The 19,809-nt window shown below is 45.5% G+C and carries 18 protein-coding genes; 1 reads left to right on the top strand and 17 read right to left on the bottom strand.

Translation table 11 applies throughout. From position 1 onward, the window contains the following. Positions 1 to 39: 39 nt before the first annotated feature. The 17 genes from D2V05_RS16430 to D2V05_RS16355 form a co-directional block, all read right to left on the bottom strand. Positions 40 to 249 carry a heavy-metal-associated domain-containing protein gene (locus D2V05_RS16430; protein WP_051947607.1) on the bottom strand — a complete coding sequence of 70 codons (210 nt, stop codon included), beginning with the start codon at positions 247 to 249 and terminating at the stop codon, positions 40 to 42. Between the two features lie 27 nt (positions 250 to 276). After that, the gene (locus D2V05_RS16425; protein ID WP_119647235.1) at positions 277 to 2,535 is read right to left on the bottom strand and encodes a heavy metal translocating P-type ATPase; all 2,259 of its coding nucleotides are present in this window, start codon (positions 2,533 to 2,535) and stop codon (positions 277 to 279) included. A gap of 297 nt (positions 2,536 to 2,832) precedes the next feature. Continuing rightward, complete coding sequence (locus D2V05_RS19840; RefSeq protein WP_234414759.1) at positions 2,833 to 3,171, bottom strand: DUF305 domain-containing protein; 339 nt, start codon at positions 3,169 to 3,171, stop codon at positions 2,833 to 2,835. A gap of 336 nt (positions 3,172 to 3,507) precedes the next feature. Continuing rightward, positions 3,508 to 3,732: a heavy-metal-associated domain-containing protein gene (locus D2V05_RS16415; RefSeq protein ID WP_036383512.1), complete on the bottom strand. Its 225-nt coding sequence runs from the start codon at positions 3,730 to 3,732 to the stop codon at positions 3,508 to 3,510. 203 nt (positions 3,733 to 3,935) lie between these two features. Next, positions 3,936 to 4,523: a helix-turn-helix domain-containing protein gene (locus D2V05_RS16410; RefSeq protein ID WP_036383511.1), complete on the bottom strand. Its 588-nt coding sequence runs from the start codon at positions 4,521 to 4,523 to the stop codon at positions 3,936 to 3,938. Between the two features lies 1 nt (position 4,524). Next, a complete protein-coding gene (locus tag D2V05_RS16405) occupies positions 4,525 to 4,707 on the bottom strand; it encodes a hypothetical protein (protein WP_072882342.1) in 183 nt (60 codons plus the stop codon). Between the two features lie 77 nt (positions 4,708 to 4,784). Further along, positions 4,785 to 5,486 carry a PepSY domain-containing protein gene (locus D2V05_RS16400; RefSeq protein ID WP_119647234.1) on the bottom strand — a complete coding sequence of 234 codons (702 nt, stop codon included), beginning with the start codon at positions 5,484 to 5,486 and terminating at the stop codon, positions 4,785 to 4,787. Then, on the bottom strand, positions 5,486 to 5,983 hold the full coding sequence (locus D2V05_RS16395) for a YybH family protein (protein ID WP_072882341.1): 498 nt from the start codon (positions 5,981 to 5,983) through the stop codon (positions 5,486 to 5,488). Before D2V05_RS16395 ends, D2V05_RS16400 begins: the two co-directional genes overlap by 1 nt. A gap of 31 nt (positions 5,984 to 6,014) precedes the next feature. Further along, positions 6,015 to 6,140, bottom strand: coding sequence for a hypothetical protein (locus tag D2V05_RS19910; RefSeq protein ID WP_262706548.1), 126 nt, complete (start codon positions 6,138 to 6,140; stop codon positions 6,015 to 6,017). A gap of 182 nt (positions 6,141 to 6,322) precedes the next feature. Continuing rightward, the gene (locus D2V05_RS16390; RefSeq protein ID WP_036385864.1) at positions 6,323 to 6,781 is read right to left on the bottom strand and encodes a heme-binding domain-containing protein; all 459 of its coding nucleotides are present in this window, start codon (positions 6,779 to 6,781) and stop codon (positions 6,323 to 6,325) included. Continuing rightward, positions 6,782 to 7,411 carry a DUF3347 domain-containing protein gene (locus D2V05_RS16385; RefSeq protein ID WP_119647252.1) on the bottom strand — a complete coding sequence of 210 codons (630 nt, stop codon included), beginning with the start codon at positions 7,409 to 7,411 and terminating at the stop codon, positions 6,782 to 6,784. 131 nt (positions 7,412 to 7,542) lie between these two features. Next, positions 7,543 to 8,850, bottom strand: a complete 1,308-nt coding sequence (locus D2V05_RS16380) for an APC family permease (RefSeq protein WP_036385867.1) — start codon at positions 8,848 to 8,850, stop codon at positions 7,543 to 7,545. Continuing rightward, positions 8,851 to 11,307: a multicopper oxidase domain-containing protein gene (locus D2V05_RS16375; protein ID WP_036385870.1), complete on the bottom strand. Its 2,457-nt coding sequence runs from the start codon at positions 11,305 to 11,307 to the stop codon at positions 8,851 to 8,853. It abuts the gene before it with no gap. A gap of 25 nt (positions 11,308 to 11,332) precedes the next feature. Then, a complete protein-coding gene (locus tag D2V05_RS16370) occupies positions 11,333 to 13,174 on the bottom strand; it encodes an efflux RND transporter periplasmic adaptor subunit (RefSeq protein ID WP_119648632.1) in 1,842 nt (613 codons plus the stop codon). A 4-nt stretch (positions 13,175 to 13,178) separates the two neighbouring features. Further along, on the bottom strand, positions 13,179 to 14,402 hold the full coding sequence (locus D2V05_RS16365) for a TolC family protein (protein ID WP_090294896.1): 1,224 nt from the start codon (positions 14,400 to 14,402) through the stop codon (positions 13,179 to 13,181). A gap of 1 nt (position 14,403) precedes the next feature. Next, on the bottom strand, positions 14,404 to 18,240 hold the full coding sequence (locus tag D2V05_RS16360) for an efflux RND transporter permease subunit (RefSeq protein WP_036385877.1): 3,837 nt from the start codon (positions 18,238 to 18,240) through the stop codon (positions 14,404 to 14,406). A 104-nt stretch (positions 18,241 to 18,344) separates the two neighbouring features. Continuing rightward, on the bottom strand, positions 18,345 to 18,761 hold the full coding sequence (locus D2V05_RS16355; protein WP_036385878.1) for an HYC_CC_PP family protein: 417 nt from the start codon (positions 18,759 to 18,761) through the stop codon (positions 18,345 to 18,347). Positions 18,762 to 19,324: 563 nt separating this feature from the next. Between D2V05_RS16355 and D2V05_RS16350 the strand changes: the two genes are divergently transcribed. Beyond that, the gene (locus D2V05_RS16350) at positions 19,325 to 19,744 is read left to right on the top strand and encodes an HYC_CC_PP family protein (RefSeq protein WP_036385880.1); all 420 of its coding nucleotides are present in this window, start codon (positions 19,325 to 19,327) and stop codon (positions 19,742 to 19,744) included. Positions 19,745 to 19,809 lie beyond the last annotated feature (65 nt).

Raw genomic sequence — 19,809 nt, 5'->3', positions numbered from 1 at the left:
CCTATTCGAACCATTTAATATATTCTTCTGGACATTCCTTTATTTCTTGGTCAAATGATATCCAGCCGATTCAACAGCAGAAGTGATTTCCTCTTCCGTAGCACTTGTAGTCTGTACGGTCAACAATTTGTCTTGGGAGGCAAAGTCAACAGACCAATCGGTCACGCCATCCACCTTATCCAAAAATGGTTTTACGGTATTGGCACACCCACTGCACTTAATATTTGATTTGAATTGTAATGTACTCATGTTCATCGATTTTAAATTAGAAAATTACTATAGTTTAATCGTTTTAAGCCTCAAACTGTTCAATACGACCGATACACTGCTAAAAGCCATAGCGGCACCAGCTATCATCGGATCTAACAAAAATCCATTGATCGGATACAGCAGCCCTGCAGCTATAGGAATTCCAATGATATTGTATATAAAGGCCCAAAAAAGATTTTGCCTTATACCTATAACGGTCTTATGGGAGAGCTTCAACGCTTTGGGAATGGCATTTAAATCAGAGGTGATCAAGGTCATTTTCGCGACATCCATGGCAATGTCGGACCCTTTGCCCATCGCGATACTGACATCTGCTTGGGCAAGTGCCTGCGAATCATTGATACCATCGCCCACCATGGCGACCACCTTTCCACTTTCTTGAAGCCTTTTCACAAAATCAGCTTTCTCTGATGGGAGTACTTCGGCTTCATAGCTTTTGATACCCACCTGTTGTGATACGGCTTCGGCGGTCATCTTGTTATCACCGGTCATCATGTAAACTTCCATACCATTCCCCTGCATTTCCCGTATGGCTTCCTTTGAGGATTCCTTTATACTATCCATAATGGTCAAAATCGCCTTCACCTTGCCTCCACCGCCAAAGTATATGACCGTTTTGGCCTCCTGCTCTAACCCTTCGACCATGTGCCCCAGGTTGTCATCCATGGCGATTCCTTTTTCGACCATCAACTTATGATTGCCCACAAGGTATAGGGTTCCATCCAATGCCTCAGCGCGAACACCTTTTCCTGTAATACTATTGAAGTTCAAAATTTCGACCGGATTTACCTTTCTATTTTTTAAAAAGGAGACCACGGCTTCAGCCAAGGGATGTTCGGACTGTCCTTCCATGGCATATAAAATTTGCTCCAGGGCCCTGTGATCGGTCACATGGTCCGCAAAGACCATATCGGTCACCACAGGCTTTCCTTCAGTTATGGTACCCGTTTTATCCAGGACAATGGCATTCACTTTGTAACCCAACTCCAGGCTTTCCGCATCTTTGATGAGAATATTGTGGTCGGCCCCCTTGCCGATTCCCACCATGATGGCCGTGGGGGTTGCCAAACCCAGCGCACAGGGACAAGCTATTACCAATACGGCAACTGCGGTCAACAGTGCATGGGTAAAAGCGTCCTCACCTCCCAGGAACATCCAGGTGATAAATGTCACCAGTGAAATCGTCATTACCACGGGAACAAAAATACCGGCAATCCTGTCCACCAATTTTTGTACGGGCGCCTTGCTCCCCTGTGCTTCCTGCACCATCTTGATGATCTGGGACAAAAGGGTCTCCCCTCCCACCCGGTCAGCTACAAACTGAAAGCTTCCTTTTTGGTTTACGGTACCGGCAAAAACTTTTTCATCCTTTGTCTTTTCTACAGGGACGGGTTCGCCCGTGATCATACTTTCATCAACATAGGAACTTCCTTTGGACACCGTTCCATCCACAGGGATTTTCTCTCCCGGTCTGACCAAAATCGTTTGACCTACCTTGACCGAAGAAATAGGGATTTCCCTTTCCTCCCCATCTGCTATCACCTTTAAGGTCTTGGGCTGCAACCCTATCAATTTCTTTATGGCGGAGGATGTATTTGATTTCGCCTTTTCTTCCAATAATTTCCCCAATGAAATAAAGGTGATGATCACTGTGGCCGCCTCATAATATACATGGGGTTCCATGCCTTTACTGAGCCAAAATTCAGGAAAAAAGGTATTGAATGCACTGAACAAAAAGGCAATGCCCGTACTGAGTGCGACCAAGGTATCCATATTGGCCTTACCGAATCTGGCCTGTTTGAGGGCATTTATGAAAAAACTTCGGCCAAACCAGAACAGGATAGGAACGGCAAGTACCAACGAAATCCACCTACCCAGGACCCAATCCATAAAAAACATCCCCAGAAGGAAAATGGGAAGTGTCAAAATAGCGGACCAAAGGGTTCGCTTTTTTATGGATACATAATGCTTTTTCGAAAGCTCTTCCTGTACTTCGGTAGGATCCTCGGCATCCACAATTATATCATAACCGATTTGACGTACCGCATTTTGAAGATCGCTTAGGTCCATAGCACTGTCATACTCCACAAGGACCGTACTATTGGCAAAGTTGACACTGGCATTGTAGACCCCTTCCGTATGGCCCAGCATGGATTCCACGCTGGATGCACAGGCAGCACAGGTCATTCCAGTGACCGGGAAAGATTTTTTTGACACCGTCTTCGCTTTCCTTTCGGTGTCCTCAATAATATCGATTGCATCCATTTTCTACTCCGATTTGTATGGTACAAATTTCAGAATAGACCTAAAATGCACTGTTACGTTATTTACTGAAAGAGTTGTAGAATTTTCCGAAAAATCAACCTTTACCTTTCTTCGTCAAGTACTTAACCTTAATTGGTGAGTGGTTTTTAGAATTCGGCAACATCTATGAGATCAGGTTCGCCCACGTCAATCTTTTTTGGAGAATTTGCCCCGATCAGTTTAGAATATATTCGATAGGACAAACCATTGTAGTGAACTTGGGGCAAAACGAAAGCATTGGTAGTAAGTAATCGCCTCTCATTCGGCCAGATTCTTTGTTTCTTCGCTAAGCGATCCCTCGAATTTAGGAATAGGCCGCTTTTCTTTCCCAGCTTCGGTTTCCACTATTCCATTTTCCTTGATGTCGTTTATCAACCATTGCATTTCCATTATCTCCCTGCGTTGTGCCTTGATAATTTCATTGGCAAGCTCCCGTACCCTGACATCTTTTATTTGAGAACGTTCACTGGTCAAAATAGCAATGGAATGATGGGGTATCATTCCTTCCATGTAGTCGACCCCTGATACGGTAACCTGACTCCTGACCAGCCATATCCCACCTGCAATCAACAAAACACCCAAGGCTAATATTGACATGTTCTTGCGTCGGTCTTTATACATCTGTAGCATATATAGCAGCATAATAATGATCATCGATCCCCCCATGATCAAAGTCATGAAAAATCTAGTCTCACTATACCAAAAGTGATCAATGATTTGATATGAGTGGGTGTACATTAAAAAAAACATGGCGACCATTGAAGTACCAATCATCGCAAAAAACTTTAAATAATTATTGGATTTCCTTTGACTATCTTCCATTGTGCAAATTTTATCTGGTTATTGTGATTATTCCTTGACTTTCGAGTATTGTATTGTTCCATTCCAATTATAGGCCTGACAATTTACCTGTCCCAGTTATCGTATATCGGTTTAATTGGCTTTGTTCATCGCTTGTATTTTATATTGACCCCCCTTATTTTCCAATGCCTTTTGTAGATTTTCAAGGGGGACCTCAAATTGCGACTCCACTGTAGCTTCTGCGTTTTTTAGATTGACCGCTACATCGGCTACACCGGCCACATTGAAAAGAGCTTCTTCAACGTGCCCCCTACAGCCATCACAAGTCATTCCTTCTATTTGGTATCTTCTTTTCATGTTGTGATCATTTTTTATTTTAACAATTTTACACCTAGAATCAACAATGTTGGTTCCAACACGTATGGGAAAAGTAACATTTTCTGTATAGGGGCGTTGTTTGAAAAAAACAAACCTTGACCCATTTGCGAAGAAAGGTGTTTTTTAAATAGCGTTTAGGAGGCTGGTTCCTTGGGAAGGTATTGCGCCCTTAATGGTTGAGGTTAAATATCATCAAGCGATATTCTATTTTGAATGGCACTTTTCTTAAATTGTGTAGGTGTCATTCCAGTTACTTTTTTAAATTGGTTGCTTAAATAGGCAACGCTGCTATAGTCCAATTGAAACGCTATTTCCTTTAAGCCCAATTCGTCATAAACAAGAAACTCTTTGATCTTTTCAATCTTTTGGTTGATGATATATTGCTCCAAGGTAATGCTTTCCACCGCGGAAAACAGCGAACTAAGATACTTATAGTCAAGATGCAATCCATCGGAAAGGTATTCGGGCCATTTGACCTTTTCCATGGGTCCGGTGTAATGTATCGCCTCAATCACTAGGTTTTTGATCTGTTCTATCAACTGACCCTTACGATCGTTGATGATCGTAAATCCAATTTTCTCAAGTCGTTCGTTGAGACCTTCCCGTTTTTCAGGCGTGATTTTCCCATTGAGGGTGATTTCACCCAACGACACATTCATATAGGGAATGCCCTCATCGTCCAAAATACCTTTGACGGCCATGATGCATCTCGGACAGACCATGTTTTTGATGTACAACACATCTTTCGATTTACTGGACCCAACTTCCATATCATGCAGTGAATTTCCACAGGGCCTTCAAAAAAATGACGACCACTGCCAATATAACGATCAATATCAAGGCCAATATGCCAAGGATTTTCATTCTTTTTTCCTTTCTATTCTTGGCCGGGTCCCGTTTCCTTTTCGCCAGCCCCCTTTTTTTCTTTCGTCTTTGCCTCCTAAGTTCGCTCATTTTTCCAAAAATGATTCAACTGGTTCAATGGTCAACTATTTGCTCCTCACAGGAGTCCTTTGCCAAATAAGTTTGAACTATCGCCTTTTCCATAATTTTCTGATTGTTGGCGAGCTGACATACCACAACAAGAATCCGCTCAAAACGGTAATCAATCCCATCAGGGAAAAAATCCGTAAAACCATGGTGTTAAAATCGTCCCGTCCCTCATAGTCCATGGTATGGGTCATCCACAAAAAATCGAACCATCTCCAGGACCGATGTCTTACATGTTGAAACGACCCATCGGTCTCTGAGACATACGCTTTAAGGTTTTCATCCGTTTCATAGGTGATCACATAGGCCGGTAATGGACGTCCACGATACTCGTGCTGCCCACCTGTTTGGGTGAGTCTTTCAACACTTTTGACCTTAAGTTCGGGCAACATATAGTGTGAAGCAACGGCCAAGGCCTGTTGTTCATCGATACCCTTTTTGATCTCCCCCGTTTGTGCATCCATCAAAACCCCACCATTGATCCAATAATAGGGACTCCCCCCTATATTTCTCATTTCCAAAGATTTGATTTTAACGTTCCCGTGTCCATTGGGAGCAATTAAATTCCCAAATTCTGACTGGTCCGGATGCTCCTTGATGAATTGATCTCCATGGATCTCGTCAATGTCCGTCCAACTAAAATATAGTCCACTGATGGTCCACATTAGGAACTGGATCCCAATAAATAGGCCAAGATATCTATGTATCTTTCTGACCTTCATCGATGTTTTTCTTCCGACCATTAGTTCTTCCCGTTGTTCCGTGAGGAGTTATGCATCTTTACAATTTTCCAATCCCCATCCGTTTTTTTAAGGATGGTGGTGGCAACCCCTTTTCTGCTGATCGTTTTGCCCTCACCTCCATTTTCCGATTTTAGGCCAATGGTATAGACATAGCTTTCCGTAGTAAAGGCAAAGGGTAGCTCCACCTTCACTTCAATGGTATAATCCGAGAACCTAAAACTGTTGAAATGTCCAAGTTCTGGACCTATATGATGGTCGTGATAATGTTGATAGGTGCCTTCCACGCCCCCGGATTCAAAAACTTCGGAATCTTCCGCAAAAAGCTCCAAGGTACCTTCCGTGGTCAAGTTTTGCAGTGCTTCTTTATAGCTTTCCAATATCCTCAGCACAGCGGCCCTGTCCTGGTCTAGGTTTTCCTTGTTAGGGTTTGTTTGGCCAAAGCTTGTCCCTGTGAGAAATACGGCCATTAGAAAAATCTGTAAAGTAATACGTTTCATTGGTTTGTTTTAGCATTGTTTAGGTTAGTATTTATTGTATGATAAAGGCTCCCAGGGCAATCGAAATGACGATCCCATACAGGATATGGGCCAACCATTTTTTTAAAATGGCCTTTTTCGACTGGACAGGTCCATTGTCACGACAACAATCTTTCATCTTCTTTTCCATTAGTGCCTGACAAGGGAAGGGAACGATTAACTAACTAACTCACCAACCAATCAACTTTGGGTGTTCCCCTCCCTTTCAGGACTTTATTTCCTTATTCATAGTAACCGGACATGACCAACAACAATAGCAATATCGTTTGTCCCGGTTTTAGGGTGATTTCCATGTCATTTTCAATTATCCAATTCTTCCATTAGATCATTTACCAAGGTCAATATCCGTTCTTTCTCTTCCACCGATAATTTTGCATCCTTATGGATCAGGGTATAGGAAGATAGGGGCATCTTATCGTCTTCGATCTGACTTGCGATGGACTTTAGTTTGCTCCTTTTTCTTCGATCCGAATAGTCGCCCCATTCATTGAAATTGAGTTCTTCCTTTCCCTCTTTTATGTGTTCTTCCAAAAACCAGGCGATGGGTTGGACCTTATTGTACCACGGGTATTGGGTGTTGTTACTGTGGCAATCATAGCAAGATACCCGCAAATCGTGTTCGATATCCTTGGCAACCTGGTTCACCGACATGAAGTCCGTATCGGGAACCACATCGCTCAAGTTGGGATCTGTGGGCACAAACTGGATGCCCACAAATCCCAACAGCACTACCAATACTATGATTTTCAGTACTTTCATTTAATTGATTTCCTTTTGCACCTTACCACAGGTCAACATCTTACTTCCAAAAAATGGATTCTGGATTTCGCTGCTTGCGCTGAGCCACGTTCCTCCTTGGTTGTTGTTGTACATGGGGCAGAATTGTTGGTACAAGGTTTTGGAAGTCCCGGTTATGGCAATAAAATCGACCATATCCTTGCCCAGTCCCTCAAAGTGTTCCCGTTGGTGACCGATATCACTTTTGGCGATATGCTCCCCATGTTCCTTGGCCACTTCAATGATATCGGACAGCTCCTTCTGTTGCTGTTCATCGTATCCGCTGATATCAAAGCTGCCCAAGGCACTGGCCAAGGCTTGGCCCGATTTGGCCGCTTCATCCTTATTGTCCGCCACCAGGGCATCCTTCAGTTGGAGGTAGCTATCGATCACAGATGTGCCCTGTGCATCGGACGAACCCATATCATGGTCCATGGTCCCGTGGTCCATTTCCCCCGCAGAGCTCTCATGGTGATGGCCCTCTTCCGTTCCCATCTCCATATGGGCTCCTTCCTTGTCATTTGTTTCCTTCTTACCGTCCTTACAGGAAATCACGGTAATGGTCAAAAGCGCAATGGCAATTGTACTTAATGTAACTGTTGTTCTTTTCATTGTAATTGATTTTAAGATTAATTCCTCATTTTGATTGCCCAGGGTCGGCATATTTGTATTATCCCCCATTATTGTTGCTATTTTAATTTTTTCATCTAATTTTCCATTTCTCCCACGCAGGCACTCTACCCTTATTCTTCCTCGACCGTACGCTTTTTCCCCAAAAACAATCGTTCCCCGAAAAAAATAAGCACCATCAATACCAGGGCAACAATGACCACCAAAAGATCACTACCGGCCTTTGACCAAATAAAGGCGCCCAACACCAGTACATCCAGCACAAGGGCCGTAATGAGGATAATGGGATTTGCACCGATTTCCTTTCGTAGATTGTTTAGGACCCCCCAATGGATCCCGATATCCATGATCAAATAAAAGATGGCCCCCAATGCAGCGATCCGGCTCAGATCGAACAACATGGTGAGCCCTATGGCAATCACCACGGTATACACCAACATATGTTTCTGTATGTCCCCGGGAATCCCAAAATGTCGATGTGGTATCAATTCCTTTTCAGTGAGCATGGTGGTCATCCGGGAAACGGCAAAAATGCTGGCAACGACCCCGGAAACGGTGGATATGATCGCCAGACCAACGGTGAACCAGACCCCATATTTTCCAAAAGCGGGTCTGGATGCCTCGGCCAGCGAATAGTCCTTGGCCGCAATGATTTCCTGGATGGAAAGATTGGAAGAGACCGCAAATGCCACCATGAGATAGACCAGGGTACATATCACCAAAGAAATGACAATGGCCCGTCCCACGTTACGTTTGGGATCGACGATCTCATCCCCACTATTGGTAATGGTGGTAAAACCCTTATAGGCCAATATCGACAGTGCCAATGCCCCCAAATAATCCACCAGGGAATGCTCGGTCAAGGACTGGGAAGGAACGACCTGATCAAAGGTAAATCCAGCTGCCCAAAGGCCACCAATGGCAAAAACCGCTATCCCGCCGATTTTTAGTATGGCCATGACCAAGGACGATCCCCCGATAGCTTTGTTTCCCATCACATTGACAATAAAGGCTGTGATCAACAACAATACCCCAAGGATCGGGGGCCAGAATCCTTTCGACTCCACATCAAAAAGCTCCAATACGTAGGTCCCGAACGTCCGGGCCACCAAACTCTCATTGATGACCATGGAAAGGGCCATCAGCAGTGCACCGGTAGCGGTCCAGGCCGTTTTACCGTAAACCTTTTTGAGGTACATGCCAATGCCCCCGGCAGAGGGGTAGGTATTGGACATTTTGACATAGGTGTAGGAACTGAAACCTGAGATGACTGCCCCGATTAAAAAAGCAAAGGGAAACCATTGGCCGGAGAGTTCGGCAACCTGACCCAAGAGCGCAAAAATTCCCGCACCGATCATCACACCGGTTCCCAAAGCAATGGTATTGGTCAGACTCAGGCTATTTTTTTTGTATTCTGCCATTTAAAAACGGGCTAGCAGGCCTCCGCCCCAACCATATCGGTTGTTGTAATTGGCCTGGATTGAAAAATTACGTGAAAGGATATAGGAGGCCCCTACCAGCCATTGGGTCTCACTTTCATAGGATGAATTCCCCAAATCGTTGACCCATCCAAAATCGGCCCGAAATTCATATTCCCCCTCGAGGAAAATCCTGGGAAAAAGCAATAGTTCCCTATCCAACCTTATTCTTGGACGCAGCTGGTGGTCCATACTCACATCCATATTAAAGCGGTATGGGGTAAAATACTTGACCCCTATCAGTCCCACTGTATTGAAACGGTCATAGGAATCAGGGATGGAGGTTTCCGTGTTTACCCCTGCATAGACCCGTACCCAGTCATTGAGATACCTGTTATAATTGACTTCCACCTCGGCATTTTGGTCGTAGTCAAATTCTGCCCGTACCCCAAATTCATTCCTGATATTACTTGAAACAAGGAAGAGTTCATTAAAATTGGAACCCAATCTGGCAGCACCCCAAGCATAATAATGGTCAGTTTCATCTACCAACTTTTGAACAGGAAAATCCTTCATCCTCAGATCCCTTGGGGTATCATAACTGAAAACCCTGGCCATGCCCCCCATCATGTGGTAGAGGATATGACAGTGGAAAAACCAATCCCCGTACTCTTCATTATAAAATTCGATGACCACTTTCTGCATGGGCGGCACATTGACCGTATGTTTCAAGGGTGACTTTTCACCATTCTCATTGATGACCCTGAAATAATGCCCATGGAGGTGCATCGGATGGTGCATCATGGTCAGGTTGTTGAGGGTGATCCGGGTTACTTCCCCACCTTTGATCTTGATCTTATCGGTTTCTGAAAGTGGCACACCGTTCATACTCCAGATATACCGTTGCATATTTCCCGTCAGGTTCAACAGAATGTCATTGACGGGCAGATCGGCATTATAGGTAGTACTTTCCTTTGCTTTTAAGAAGTCATAGTTGAAATACGTTTTACGGGTATCGTAATCAAAAGCTGAAGTGTCTTTCTGCATCATTGGCATAGTCTGAACCATAGGGTTTTCCATCTTGTCCTTATGTCCGGTGGATTTCATTGACGTTGAATCCTTTTCCATTCCTGCCATATCCCCCATCTTTTTATCCATCTCCATGTGCCTATGATCTTCATTCGCATTCATAGGCCTTTTATCATCCATCTTCGCAATGGGTTTATCCTTTTGACCGCTCATTTCGGTCTTATCCATCGACATCCCATTGTGCATACCCATATCCATGCTGCCATCCTTCATGTCCATCTGCATCCCATACTTTTGCATCAAATATTCGGGTGTATTTTTCTTCTTGTTGCCGGCCATTGCCGGAGCTCCCATTTTCATGTCCATTTGGGCCATTTGTTTCATCATCGCCACTTTGTCGGGCCTATCGATGGTCGTTGCGGGAAAAAGCGTTCCCTGCCCTAAATGCAACGAGGTATGCCCGGAGCCGTCCTGTGCCGTGGCCGTTACCTCCAAAGTGCCTTCAGGAACGGTCACGATGACATCATAGGTCTCGGCAATGCCAAAAAGAAAACGACTTTTGGAAACAGGCTCCACATCGACACCATCCCCGGAAACCACCATGGGGTTACCGCCACCGAAATCCATCCAATAATAGGTGGAGGCAGAGGCATTGACGAACCGGAGCCGCACTTTTTCCCCTGGTTTGAAATCAGGGTATTCGGCCAATGTTTTCCCATTGGTCAAAAATGCGGGGTAGTAGATATCCGCAATATCCGCTCCTTCCATACGATCTCGCCAAAATTTGAGTTGTGCACCTAGTGCACCTTCCTTGATGACCCTGCTCAAGGGCACCGCGGTCCCTTTTTTGACCTGGTACCACTCGTTTCCCCGTTTAAGGTTTCGGAGCACGTTCATGGCCTTTTCGTTCGTCCAATCGGAGAGCACCACGACCAAATCCTTATCGTAGTCCAACGTCTTTTCCTTGGGATGGATCAGTATCGAGCCATACACCCCCTTTTGCTCTTGCAGCATGGTGTGGGAATGGTACCAATAGGTACCTGATTGGTTGATCGGAATCCGATATTGGAAAGTTGTGCCAGGTTCTATGGGCGGTGTGGTCAAATAGGGAACCCCGTCATAAAAATTGGGCAAGATCAATCCATGCCAGTGTACGGAGGTTTCCACATCCATCTTATTGGTCACGTTGATCAGGGCGAAGTCACCCTCGTTGAATTCCAAGACCGGTCCCGGAATACTCCCATTGATGGTCATTGCATCGGCAGTGACCCCACCGAGGGTCAATTTGTTCTGTTCCAGTACAAGATTGTATTCCCGAACGGGTCTACCTTCCTCTTTTCTGTCCTCACCATTTGTCCCCACTTGCCCAAAAACATGGGTCGTCAAGGCAGTTAGGACAAAAAACAAGATTTTAGATTTCAATATTTTCATCATTCATTCATTTACATTTGTTCAATTACATTTCATCGGTGATTTCACCGCAGGTCAACATAGCCTCTCCGAAATAGGGATTTTTGATCTCTTTGGTCGTACTCAACCAATAGGCACCTTTGTTGTTATCGGCCATCGGGCAAAACTGTTCGTATATCTTTTGATCGACCCCAAAAAGCTTGACACCTTTGGATAGATGGGCGGACAGATGTTTAAAATGATCGCGTTGGGCTTTGATATCCGATATCTTTGAAATGGAATTCGCCGAATTGGAGATTTCCTTCGATATCGTCATCCAATGGCCGTGCGCCTTTTTGTCCGTCAATTGTTTCATATCCACATGTTCCAAGGCCGACAACACTTTTTTTGCAGCGGCATTGGACTTGGCGGCATTATCATTGACAAGCGCATCCTTTAACTCCAAGTAGGCGCTCAACACCTGTTTTAATTGGTTTTTAAAAGTCGCTGTCGCCGTCATTCGCTGGTTCATATCAGAATGGTCTGTTTTGTTTTCCAAGCCGGGATCCCCCATATCCATTTCCGAATGATCGCTACCGCCTGTACCCTTGTCATCCCCCATCTTCATGCCTCCGTGGTTATGTCCCGTCATGGCGGGCCCACCTTCAGGATTCATCATGCTCGGTTTCCCGGCCAATTGGGCCGCCGCGTCGATACTAAAGGTCCCGTTTACCGCGATCTCATCCCCTTCTTGCAGCCCCTCCTTGACAATGAAACCATTTCCCAACGATGGTCCCAAGGTGACATCGCGCAACACAAAATTCACCCCATTGGACGTGGTATTCTTGATGTATACCACAGAACGTTCCCCGGTCCACATCACTGCCGACTTAGGAATGGTTATCGCTTCTGATGCAATGGGCTGTTTTGCTTTTACGGTTCCGGAAGCGAACATTTCCGGCTTTAACCTTAAACCGGCGTTCCCGATCTCGATTCTGGCCTTGGCAACCCTAGTCATGGGATTGATCACCGGGTCGATATAGGAAATCCTGCCTTTGAAGTTTTCGCCCGGGAGCGAGGGTATGGTAAAGACCACTTCATCGCCTTTTCTTACCCAGGGCATGTCGGACTCATAAATATCGAACAGTACCCAAACGCTGTTCAGGTTGGCAATTTGATATAATGCCTTGCCCTTGTTGACATAGTCGCCAAGGTTTACCATTTTTTCGGTAACGTAGCCTGAAACATCGGCATGTATCGGCAATTCCTCCTTAACGGTCCCGGATTGAAGTATCTGTGCGATTTGGTTGTCGGAAAGCTTCCAGTTTTTTAATTTTTCCTTGGCGGCATTAAAAAACTGCGGTTGGGTGTCCGCCACCTTTCTTGCTTCAAAAAGTTCCTCTTGTGCAGTGACCAGATCAGGGGAATAAATATAGGCGATGATCTGCCCCTGCTTGATATACTCCCCTGTAAAATTCACCATTAGCCGTTCCACCCTGCCGGGAATATGGGAAGATTGGGAATAGATCGATCGTTCATCCGCTTCCACCTTGCCATTAAGATCGATCAATTTGACCGGGGCGGTCTTGCCCACGATTTCCGTAGTGACATTGGCAAGCTGCATGGCGGTTTTCGACATGCTAACGGCCATGGGGTCCAGTTCCGAACCGTTGTCATTTTCCAAAGGGATCAAGTCCATCCCACAAATGGGACAATCTCCCGGTTCCGTCTGTCTGATCTGGGGATGCATGGAGCAGGTCCAAATGGTTTCTCCCGATACTTCCGAAGTATGTTGGTGTTCCTCTGTGGCATTGCCCTTGGAGCCCCCGAACAATAGCCATCCCAGCAAAAGTCCAAGAACCAAGGTGGACAAGGCTATTTTTACTATTTTTTGTGTTTCTGATTTCATCTGATTATTTTTTTGCCGTGATATAGTTAAACTTGGCCAACGCTATTTCATATTGCGTCAATGCGCTTATTTTCAATTTAGTATACTTCAACAATTGTTGCTGCATTCGTAACACCTCCTCGAAGTCCTTCCCGGAATTCCCATAGGCTGTGAACAACAGATTGAGTGCTTGTTCCGATTCCATGATCTGTTCATCAAAGAGGGAAATCAAATCCGTCTGCTGCCTTATGTCAAAAACGGCCATTTCATAATTGGTCTTCAATGTATTGGTGACTTCCTTTTTTTGCAGTGCATAACTTTCCTGCATCAATTGGGCCTCCTTTTCGGCTGCCCTGTACTTACCCCTGAATAGGGGCAGGCTCAAGGTAACCATGGGCATCAATACATCCTTGCCATTATCGGGAACCACCATGTCGGTACGCTTATCAACCATTACATAGTCCAGTCCGACCCCCACTTTTGGCAGGCCTTGTTTAAGGGCTGCCCTTTCGGATGCCGCTGCAGCCTTGACCTTTAATTCCAGGGAATTCAAGAGCGGATGGTCCACTACCAAGGAATCTTTGACATAATCAATGGGCAGTACATTGACCCCAAAGGTCTCAGGGATGTTTATTTGTTCATCTTCCTTACGGTCCAATAGTTTATTGAAGGACGCCAAAAGGGGGATTTCCTTATGTTTAAGGATACCCAGATTCGTCCGGGCTTCCTTTAAAAGCACGTCCACCCTTAAGACATCGACCAATGATCCCAAGCCATTTTTGAATTTCGTATTGGAAACCGTCCTGTAGGATTCCAGAATGGCAATGTTGTCCTCTTCGATCCGTACCCACTCCTTAAGTTCGTACAATGGAAAATAAGCTGCTGAAACCTCGTAATAAAGTTTGTTCCTGGCATCCAAAAAAGACTGGTACTTGGCCTCTGCCATAAGTGCAGCGGCATCACCTTGGGCCTTTAAGGTTCCAAACCAAGGAAACATCTGAGTCAGTGAAAACCTTGCCTTTTGGGGCCCTACCCGGGTTTCGACCGGGGAGATGAAGTACCCAAAGGACAGGTTTGGATCTGGTAAAGCCTTCACCTGCGGTACTTTTTGTAACGCCGCCTCAAAATCTTTGTACTGTGAAAGCAACCCTGGATTGTTCTCAGCCGCTACCTTAAAGTAATCCTCCAAGGTCTGGCCGTTGGAAAGGATACTTGTCAAGACAAATATGATGGTCAATACATTTTTCATTTTACTGTATTTTTTTCAATGCTTTGTTGCGATTTATAATGACTGTTTCCCTCCAATAGGCTTGGAGTACCGGGACCACGAACATGGTCATGATCTGAATGGCCATTCCCCCAAAAGTCGGGATGGCCATGGGAATCATAATGTCGGCCCCTTTTCCGGTAGAGGTCAGCACGGGCAAAAGGGCGATGATGGCCACGGCGGCCGTCATCATGGCGGGACGGACCCTTTTTTTCCCTGCCTCCAAAACCGCCGCTCTTACATCCGGTACGGTTTGAGGGTTCTTTTCCTCAAAAACCTGGTGGATGTACGTACCCATGATGACACCATCATCGGTGGCAATACCGAAAAGTGCGATAAAACCAACCCAAACCGCAACGCTTAAATTGATCGTGTGCATTTGGAACAGATCCCGCATGTTGACCCCTGAAATGGCAAAATTCATGAACCAATCCTGACCATAGAGCCAGAGCATTATGAAACCTCCCGCAAAAGCAACAAAAACTCCGGAAAAATGGATGGAGGATGCGATGACCGTCTTGAACTGAAAAAACAGGAGCAAGAAAATCACAATCAAACTGATCGGTATGACAATGGACAGTCTTTTCACTGCCCTGATTTGGTTCTCATAACTCCCAGAAAACTTATAGCTTATTCCGGCGGGAACCGTTAATTCCCCTGCATCGATTTTTTTCTGGATGGCTTCCTGGGCATCGTTCACCACATCGACTTCCGCAAAACCGTCCCGTTTATCAAAAAGCACATAGCCCACCAAAAAGGTGTTTTCGCTCTTGATGGCCTGAGGCCCGCGGACATATTCAAAATCCACCACTTGGGATAAGGGAATTTGCGCCCCTACCGGTGTGGGAATCAAAATTTTCTTCAACGATTCCGGGTCGTCCCTCAATTCCCTCGGGTAGCGCACCCGCACGGGAAAACGTTCCCTACCTTCAACGGTGGAGGTGATTTTCATCCCACCGATCGCTGTTTCGATGCTTTGCTGCACATCTTCAATGTTCAAACCATATCGGGATATCCCGTCCCTGTTGATATTGAGGTGCAAATAAGGTTTGCCCACTATTCTATCGGCGAATACGGCTTCTGCCTTGACCGAGGGCACTTCCTTCAAGATACCTTCCAATTGCATCCCAAAATCCTCGATGGTCTTCAGATCGGGACCAAAAACCTTGATCCCCATGGGAGCGCGCATTCCGGTCTGCAACATCACCAACCGGGTTTCTATGGGCTGTAATTTGGGAGCAGAGGTTATGCCCGGGATCTTGGTGACCTTTACGATCTCATCCCAGATATCGTTGGGGGATTTGATATGAGGCCTCCAGTTTCGGAAAAACTCACCGTCCTCATCCACGATCAGGTCCTTCTCGGCAATCCCTAACTGCAAGGCCTCCTCATTGGTCAAAGTGTCTTTATGCTGGGTAATGAACCTGTCCTTTCGATCTACTTTATAACGGACCCTATGTCCGTCTTCATTCACAATGAATTCAGGTTTATAGTTGATGATGTTCTCATACATGGAAATGGGTGCAGGGTCCAGTGCGGATTCAACGCGACCGAGTTTACCGACAACCAAGTCCACTTCGGGTATGCTTCCCAAGAGCATATCCAACTGTCCAACCACCCTTTTGTTGTATTCCACCCCTGAATGCGGCATGGATGTCGGCATCAACAGGAACGAACCTTCATTGAGCGATGGCATGAACTCGGATCCTATTCCCGGGAATCTCTTGGAAGCTGCCTGCCATCCCGAGGTCTGTCTGACACTTTTCCAACCTACCGATTCAAAGCCTTTGGCCACGATTCCAAAGGTGCTATCGAACCCCAGCCAAACCAATACCCCAAAAAACAGGGTCACGAATGGGATGAGCATGAACTTTCCTTTGTTTTCCAGACACCACTTTAGGACCGGGGTATAGAAATGTACGATTCCCATCAAAGCGGCCAGGATAATGCCCACTAGGAACAACACAAAAAAGTAGTTGACCACAATACCGTTTTGGGGTCCCAAGGGCATCCATTCCTCGGTCAGGAAGAAGGAAGCGATAAAAACGGTCAGTCCCAAATTGATATAGTTGGGAAACGATTTATAATGCTCCGGCCATTTGGGTTCCATCAAATTGTTCAACCCAATGAGTGAAATGACCAATGGCAACCACATCTGGGCATAAAATGCAAAAATAAGCCCGGTGGATATCAATAGAATGGACCAAAACCGTCGCACCCGTTTCTTGTCATAATCCACCCCCATTACAAAATGGGCCAATGCCGGAAGCACAACGATTCCCAGCACAAAGGCGCTCAACAGGGCAAAGGTCTTGGTAAAGGCCAAGGGCCTAAATAGCTTCCCTTCTGCCGATTGCATGGCAAAGACAGGCACAAAGCTCACGACGGTGGTCGCCAATGCGGTCGTAATTGCCGAGGCCACTTCCACGGTGGCCTTATATATTACCTGAATGAGTTCCTTGCCCTTGGCACCATGGTTCTCGGGCATTTCCAAATGACGGATAATGTTCTCGACGAACACGATCCCCACGTCCACCATCACCCCTATGGCAATGGCTATCCCGGAAAGGGCCACCACATTGGCATCTACCCCGGCATATTGCATGACAATAAAGGTCATTAGGACCCCGACAGGCAATAGACTGGATATGATCACAGAGGCCCTCAGGTTGAGGACAAGTACCAGTACAACGATGATGCTGATCAGTATTTCGTGGGACAGGGCATTTTCCAAAGTACCTATGGTCTCGTGGATGAGCTGTGTCCGGTCATAAAACGGGACCACGGTCAATTGGCTTTCCACACCATTGGCCAATGTCTTTTTGGGCAAACCGGGTGCGATTTCCTTGATCTTGTCCTTCACATTATTGATGACCGCCAAAGGATTGGAACCATAACGGGCGACCACGACGCCACCTACCACTTCGGCGCCCCCTTTATCGAGCACGCCCCTTCGTGTGGCCGGTCCCAAGCTGACCACCCCAATATCCTTGACCCGAACCGGGACATTGTCAAAGACGGCAACCACGGCCTTTTCTATGTCTTCCGTATTTTTGACATATCCCAAGCCCCTGACCAAATATTCTGCTTGATTGACTTCAATGGTCTTGGCGCCCACATCCCTGTTCGACTTCCGTACGGCCTCCATGACCTTGTATAAAGGAATATTATAGGCTTTCAGGGCATCTGGATTTACATCCACTTGATATTCTTGGACGAAACCACCGATCGAAGCCACTTCGGACACCCCGTCCACGGCATTCAACCCGTATTTCACATAAAAATCCTGGGCAGTCCGTATTTCGTGCAGATCCCATCCTCCTGTAGGGTTCCCATCCTTGTCCCTTCCTTCCAGGGTATACCAATATACCTGTCCCAATGCCGTGGCGTCAGGACCCAAAGTCGGGGTTACCCCATCGGGCAACAGCCCTGCGGGAAGTGAATTCAATTTTTCAAGGATCCGGGAGCGCGACCAATAAAATTCCACATCATCATTAAAAATGATATAGATACTGGAAAATCCAAAGATGGATGAACTACGGATCGTTTTCACCCCTGGAATTCCAAGTAAATAGGTCGTCATTGGATAAGAAATCTGATCCTCGATATCTTGTGGCGATCGCCCGGGCCATTGCGTGAAAACAATTTGCTGGTTTTCCCCAATATCGGGAATGGCATCCACGGGCACCGGGTCTTTTGGGAGAAAGCCCGTATTCCAATTGAAGGGGGAAGTGACAATCCCCCAGGTAACCAACGTTATTAAAACGAGAACGGTCACCAGTTTGTTCTCTAAAAAGTATTTTATGATTTTATTAAGCATATCATGAGTTTATTGTGTTGGAAATAGTGAAAATGTTCCAAAGGCAATAAATACCTAGGGCCATGCCAAAAACCATAGCACGGCCAAACGTCATCGATATGCTCTTAAATAAGGAAAGTTTGATCAAGAATCTGAATATCCTTGACCAAAAGGGGCGGAGGGTAATGTACGACAGAAACTATATTTTCCTGTAATCCCTCAAAAAGATTGATGTAACTGTACGTGAAGGCAACCAGGAACTGATGCTCCCCAACACTTAAATTTTCAACGGAAAGCAATAGATCCCCATTTCCTTGTACGGAAAGCGTTTCGTCATCGCAACACTGTTTTTTCTGCAGCTTGTGCTGGTGTGAATCCGATGGCTGCTGCATATCCATTCCACAGGATTCCGCTTTACCGAAGAAGGAAAAATCAACAAGATCTTCCCCACAATAGTGTTGTGCCACCGCAAAGGAAAAGGTGGATGCCAGCACGTTGAGTGCCATAAAACAAGATAATATTTTGAACCAAAATATTCTCATAAGCGGTTACAAAACTACAAAAATTTTAACAACCTCATTAAATTTAACACAATTTATACAAGGATTCCGCATAAAGCCCCTGCTTTTCAAAGTACCGACCATGGCACCCCATACTTTTGACCATCAATCATTTATACGACCATCGTATCTGATCCGGGACGGTATAAAGCACATCGTGGTTCGAAGGCCCTCCTTACTGGCAACGGATGGAACCCTGACCAATAGCATTGTATTTTCAACCCGATTAAAGGTGGAACCCTTGTCTTCAATCGAACCATAACAGACCTTAAAGTTCCTCGATACCGAATCCGATCGTTGGACAGCTGACGGTCATTCCTTTCCCCACATATTGTATACCAGTATAGTATTGTGATCCTTGTGGTGGCCCAATGCCAGTACTTTTGGTAAACCTGATATTTGTCATGTTTTTTCCGAATCCCATACCTTACATTTGGAACCAAATCCTGCTGAAATCACACACAAACAGTAATCATATGGATAACTGCATAATTGATTACAGTTTGATTTTTAGCGAGTTAAACAAAATTTAGTAACTTTAGGAAGTGAAGCAAACCACATCGAAAATATTGTCCCTGTTTCTGGCCTGTTCTGTATTGATCAGTACCACTTCCTTTGCATCGAATGCCCATTTTTGCTGTAACAAGTTGGTCAGTTTTTCTGTGACCGGCAAAGCAAAACCCTGCGACCAAAAGCTTCAAAATCCCAAAAACACCTCAAGGAAGTGCTCTTTGGAACAAAAGGATTGCTGCAGCACCGATACCTATGCCAATATTGGCAAGGATGACCTGATGCTGGATTCCTTTGACCTTGATTTCGGCACACTTGTATTTCTAAATGCCTTTATTTTTTACCATATCGATCGTTTCGAAGGGCTACAGGAAAACATAATCCCTTTTAAAGACTACGATCCCCCGTGGATCGAACAGGATCTCCTTGTCCTTCATGAAACTTTCCTAATTTGATTTTTACACTGGCGGAACGTCAATGCAATCGTTCGCTCTTCACATTGGTCATGGCCACTAAATGA

The organism is Flagellimonas pelagia (assembly GCF_003584135.1).
In the GTDB taxonomy this organism is placed as follows: Bacteria; Bacteroidota; Bacteroidia; order Flavobacteriales; family Flavobacteriaceae; genus Flagellimonas; species Flagellimonas pelagia.
The sequence above is the reverse complement of the archived record's forward strand: the minus strand, read 5'-3'. Positions and strand labels throughout refer to the sequence as shown.

Coding starts and splice junctions, on each gene's coding strand:
- D2V05_RS16425 (WP_119647235.1), bottom strand. CDS start 2,535: ATGGATGCAATCGATATTATTGAGGACACCGAAAGGAAAGCGAAGACG.
- D2V05_RS16385 (WP_119647252.1), bottom strand. CDS start 7,411: ATGAAAAGAACAACAGTTACATTAAGTACAATTGCCATTGCGCTTTTG.
- D2V05_RS16400 (WP_119647234.1), bottom strand. CDS start 5,486: ATGGTCGGAAGAAAAACATCGATGAAGGTCAGAAAGATACATAGATAT.
- D2V05_RS16395 (WP_072882341.1), bottom strand. CDS start 5,983: ATGAAACGTATTACTTTACAGATTTTTCTAATGGCCGTATTTCTCACA.
- D2V05_RS16365 (WP_090294896.1), bottom strand. CDS start 14,402: ATGAAAAATGTATTGACCATCATATTTGTCTTGACAAGTATCCTTTCC.
- D2V05_RS16410 (WP_036383511.1), bottom strand. CDS start 4,523: ATGGAAGTTGGGTCCAGTAAATCGAAAGATGTGTTGTACATCAAAAAC.
- D2V05_RS16415 (WP_036383512.1), bottom strand. CDS start 3,732: ATGAAAAGAAGATACCAAATAGAAGGAATGACTTGTGATGGCTGTAGG.
- D2V05_RS16380 (WP_036385867.1), bottom strand. CDS start 8,850: ATGGCAGAATACAAAAAAAATAGCCTGAGTCTGACCAATACCATTGCT.
- D2V05_RS19910 (WP_262706548.1), bottom strand. CDS start 6,140: ATGAAAGATTGTTGTCGTGACAATGGACCTGTCCAGTCGAAAAAGGCC.
- D2V05_RS16355 (WP_036385878.1), bottom strand. CDS start 18,761: ATGAGAATATTTTGGTTCAAAATATTATCTTGTTTTATGGCACTCAAC.
- D2V05_RS16430 (WP_051947607.1), bottom strand. CDS start 249: ATGAGTACATTACAATTCAAATCAAATATTAAGTGCAGTGGGTGTGCC.
- D2V05_RS16405 (WP_072882342.1), bottom strand. CDS start 4,707: ATGAGCGAACTTAGGAGGCAAAGACGAAAGAAAAAAAGGGGGCTGGCG.
- D2V05_RS16370 (WP_119648632.1), bottom strand. CDS start 13,174: ATGAAATCAGAAACACAAAAAATAGTAAAAATAGCCTTGTCCACCTTG.
- D2V05_RS16375 (WP_036385870.1), bottom strand. CDS start 11,307: ATGAAAATATTGAAATCTAAAATCTTGTTTTTTGTCCTAACTGCCTTG.
- D2V05_RS16360 (WP_036385877.1), bottom strand. CDS start 18,240: ATGCTTAATAAAATCATAAAATACTTTTTAGAGAACAAACTGGTGACC.
- D2V05_RS16390 (WP_036385864.1), bottom strand. CDS start 6,781: ATGAAAGTACTGAAAATCATAGTATTGGTAGTGCTGTTGGGATTTGTG.
- D2V05_RS19840 (WP_234414759.1), bottom strand. CDS start 3,171: ATGTCAATATTAGCCTTGGGTGTTTTGTTGATTGCAGGTGGGATATGG.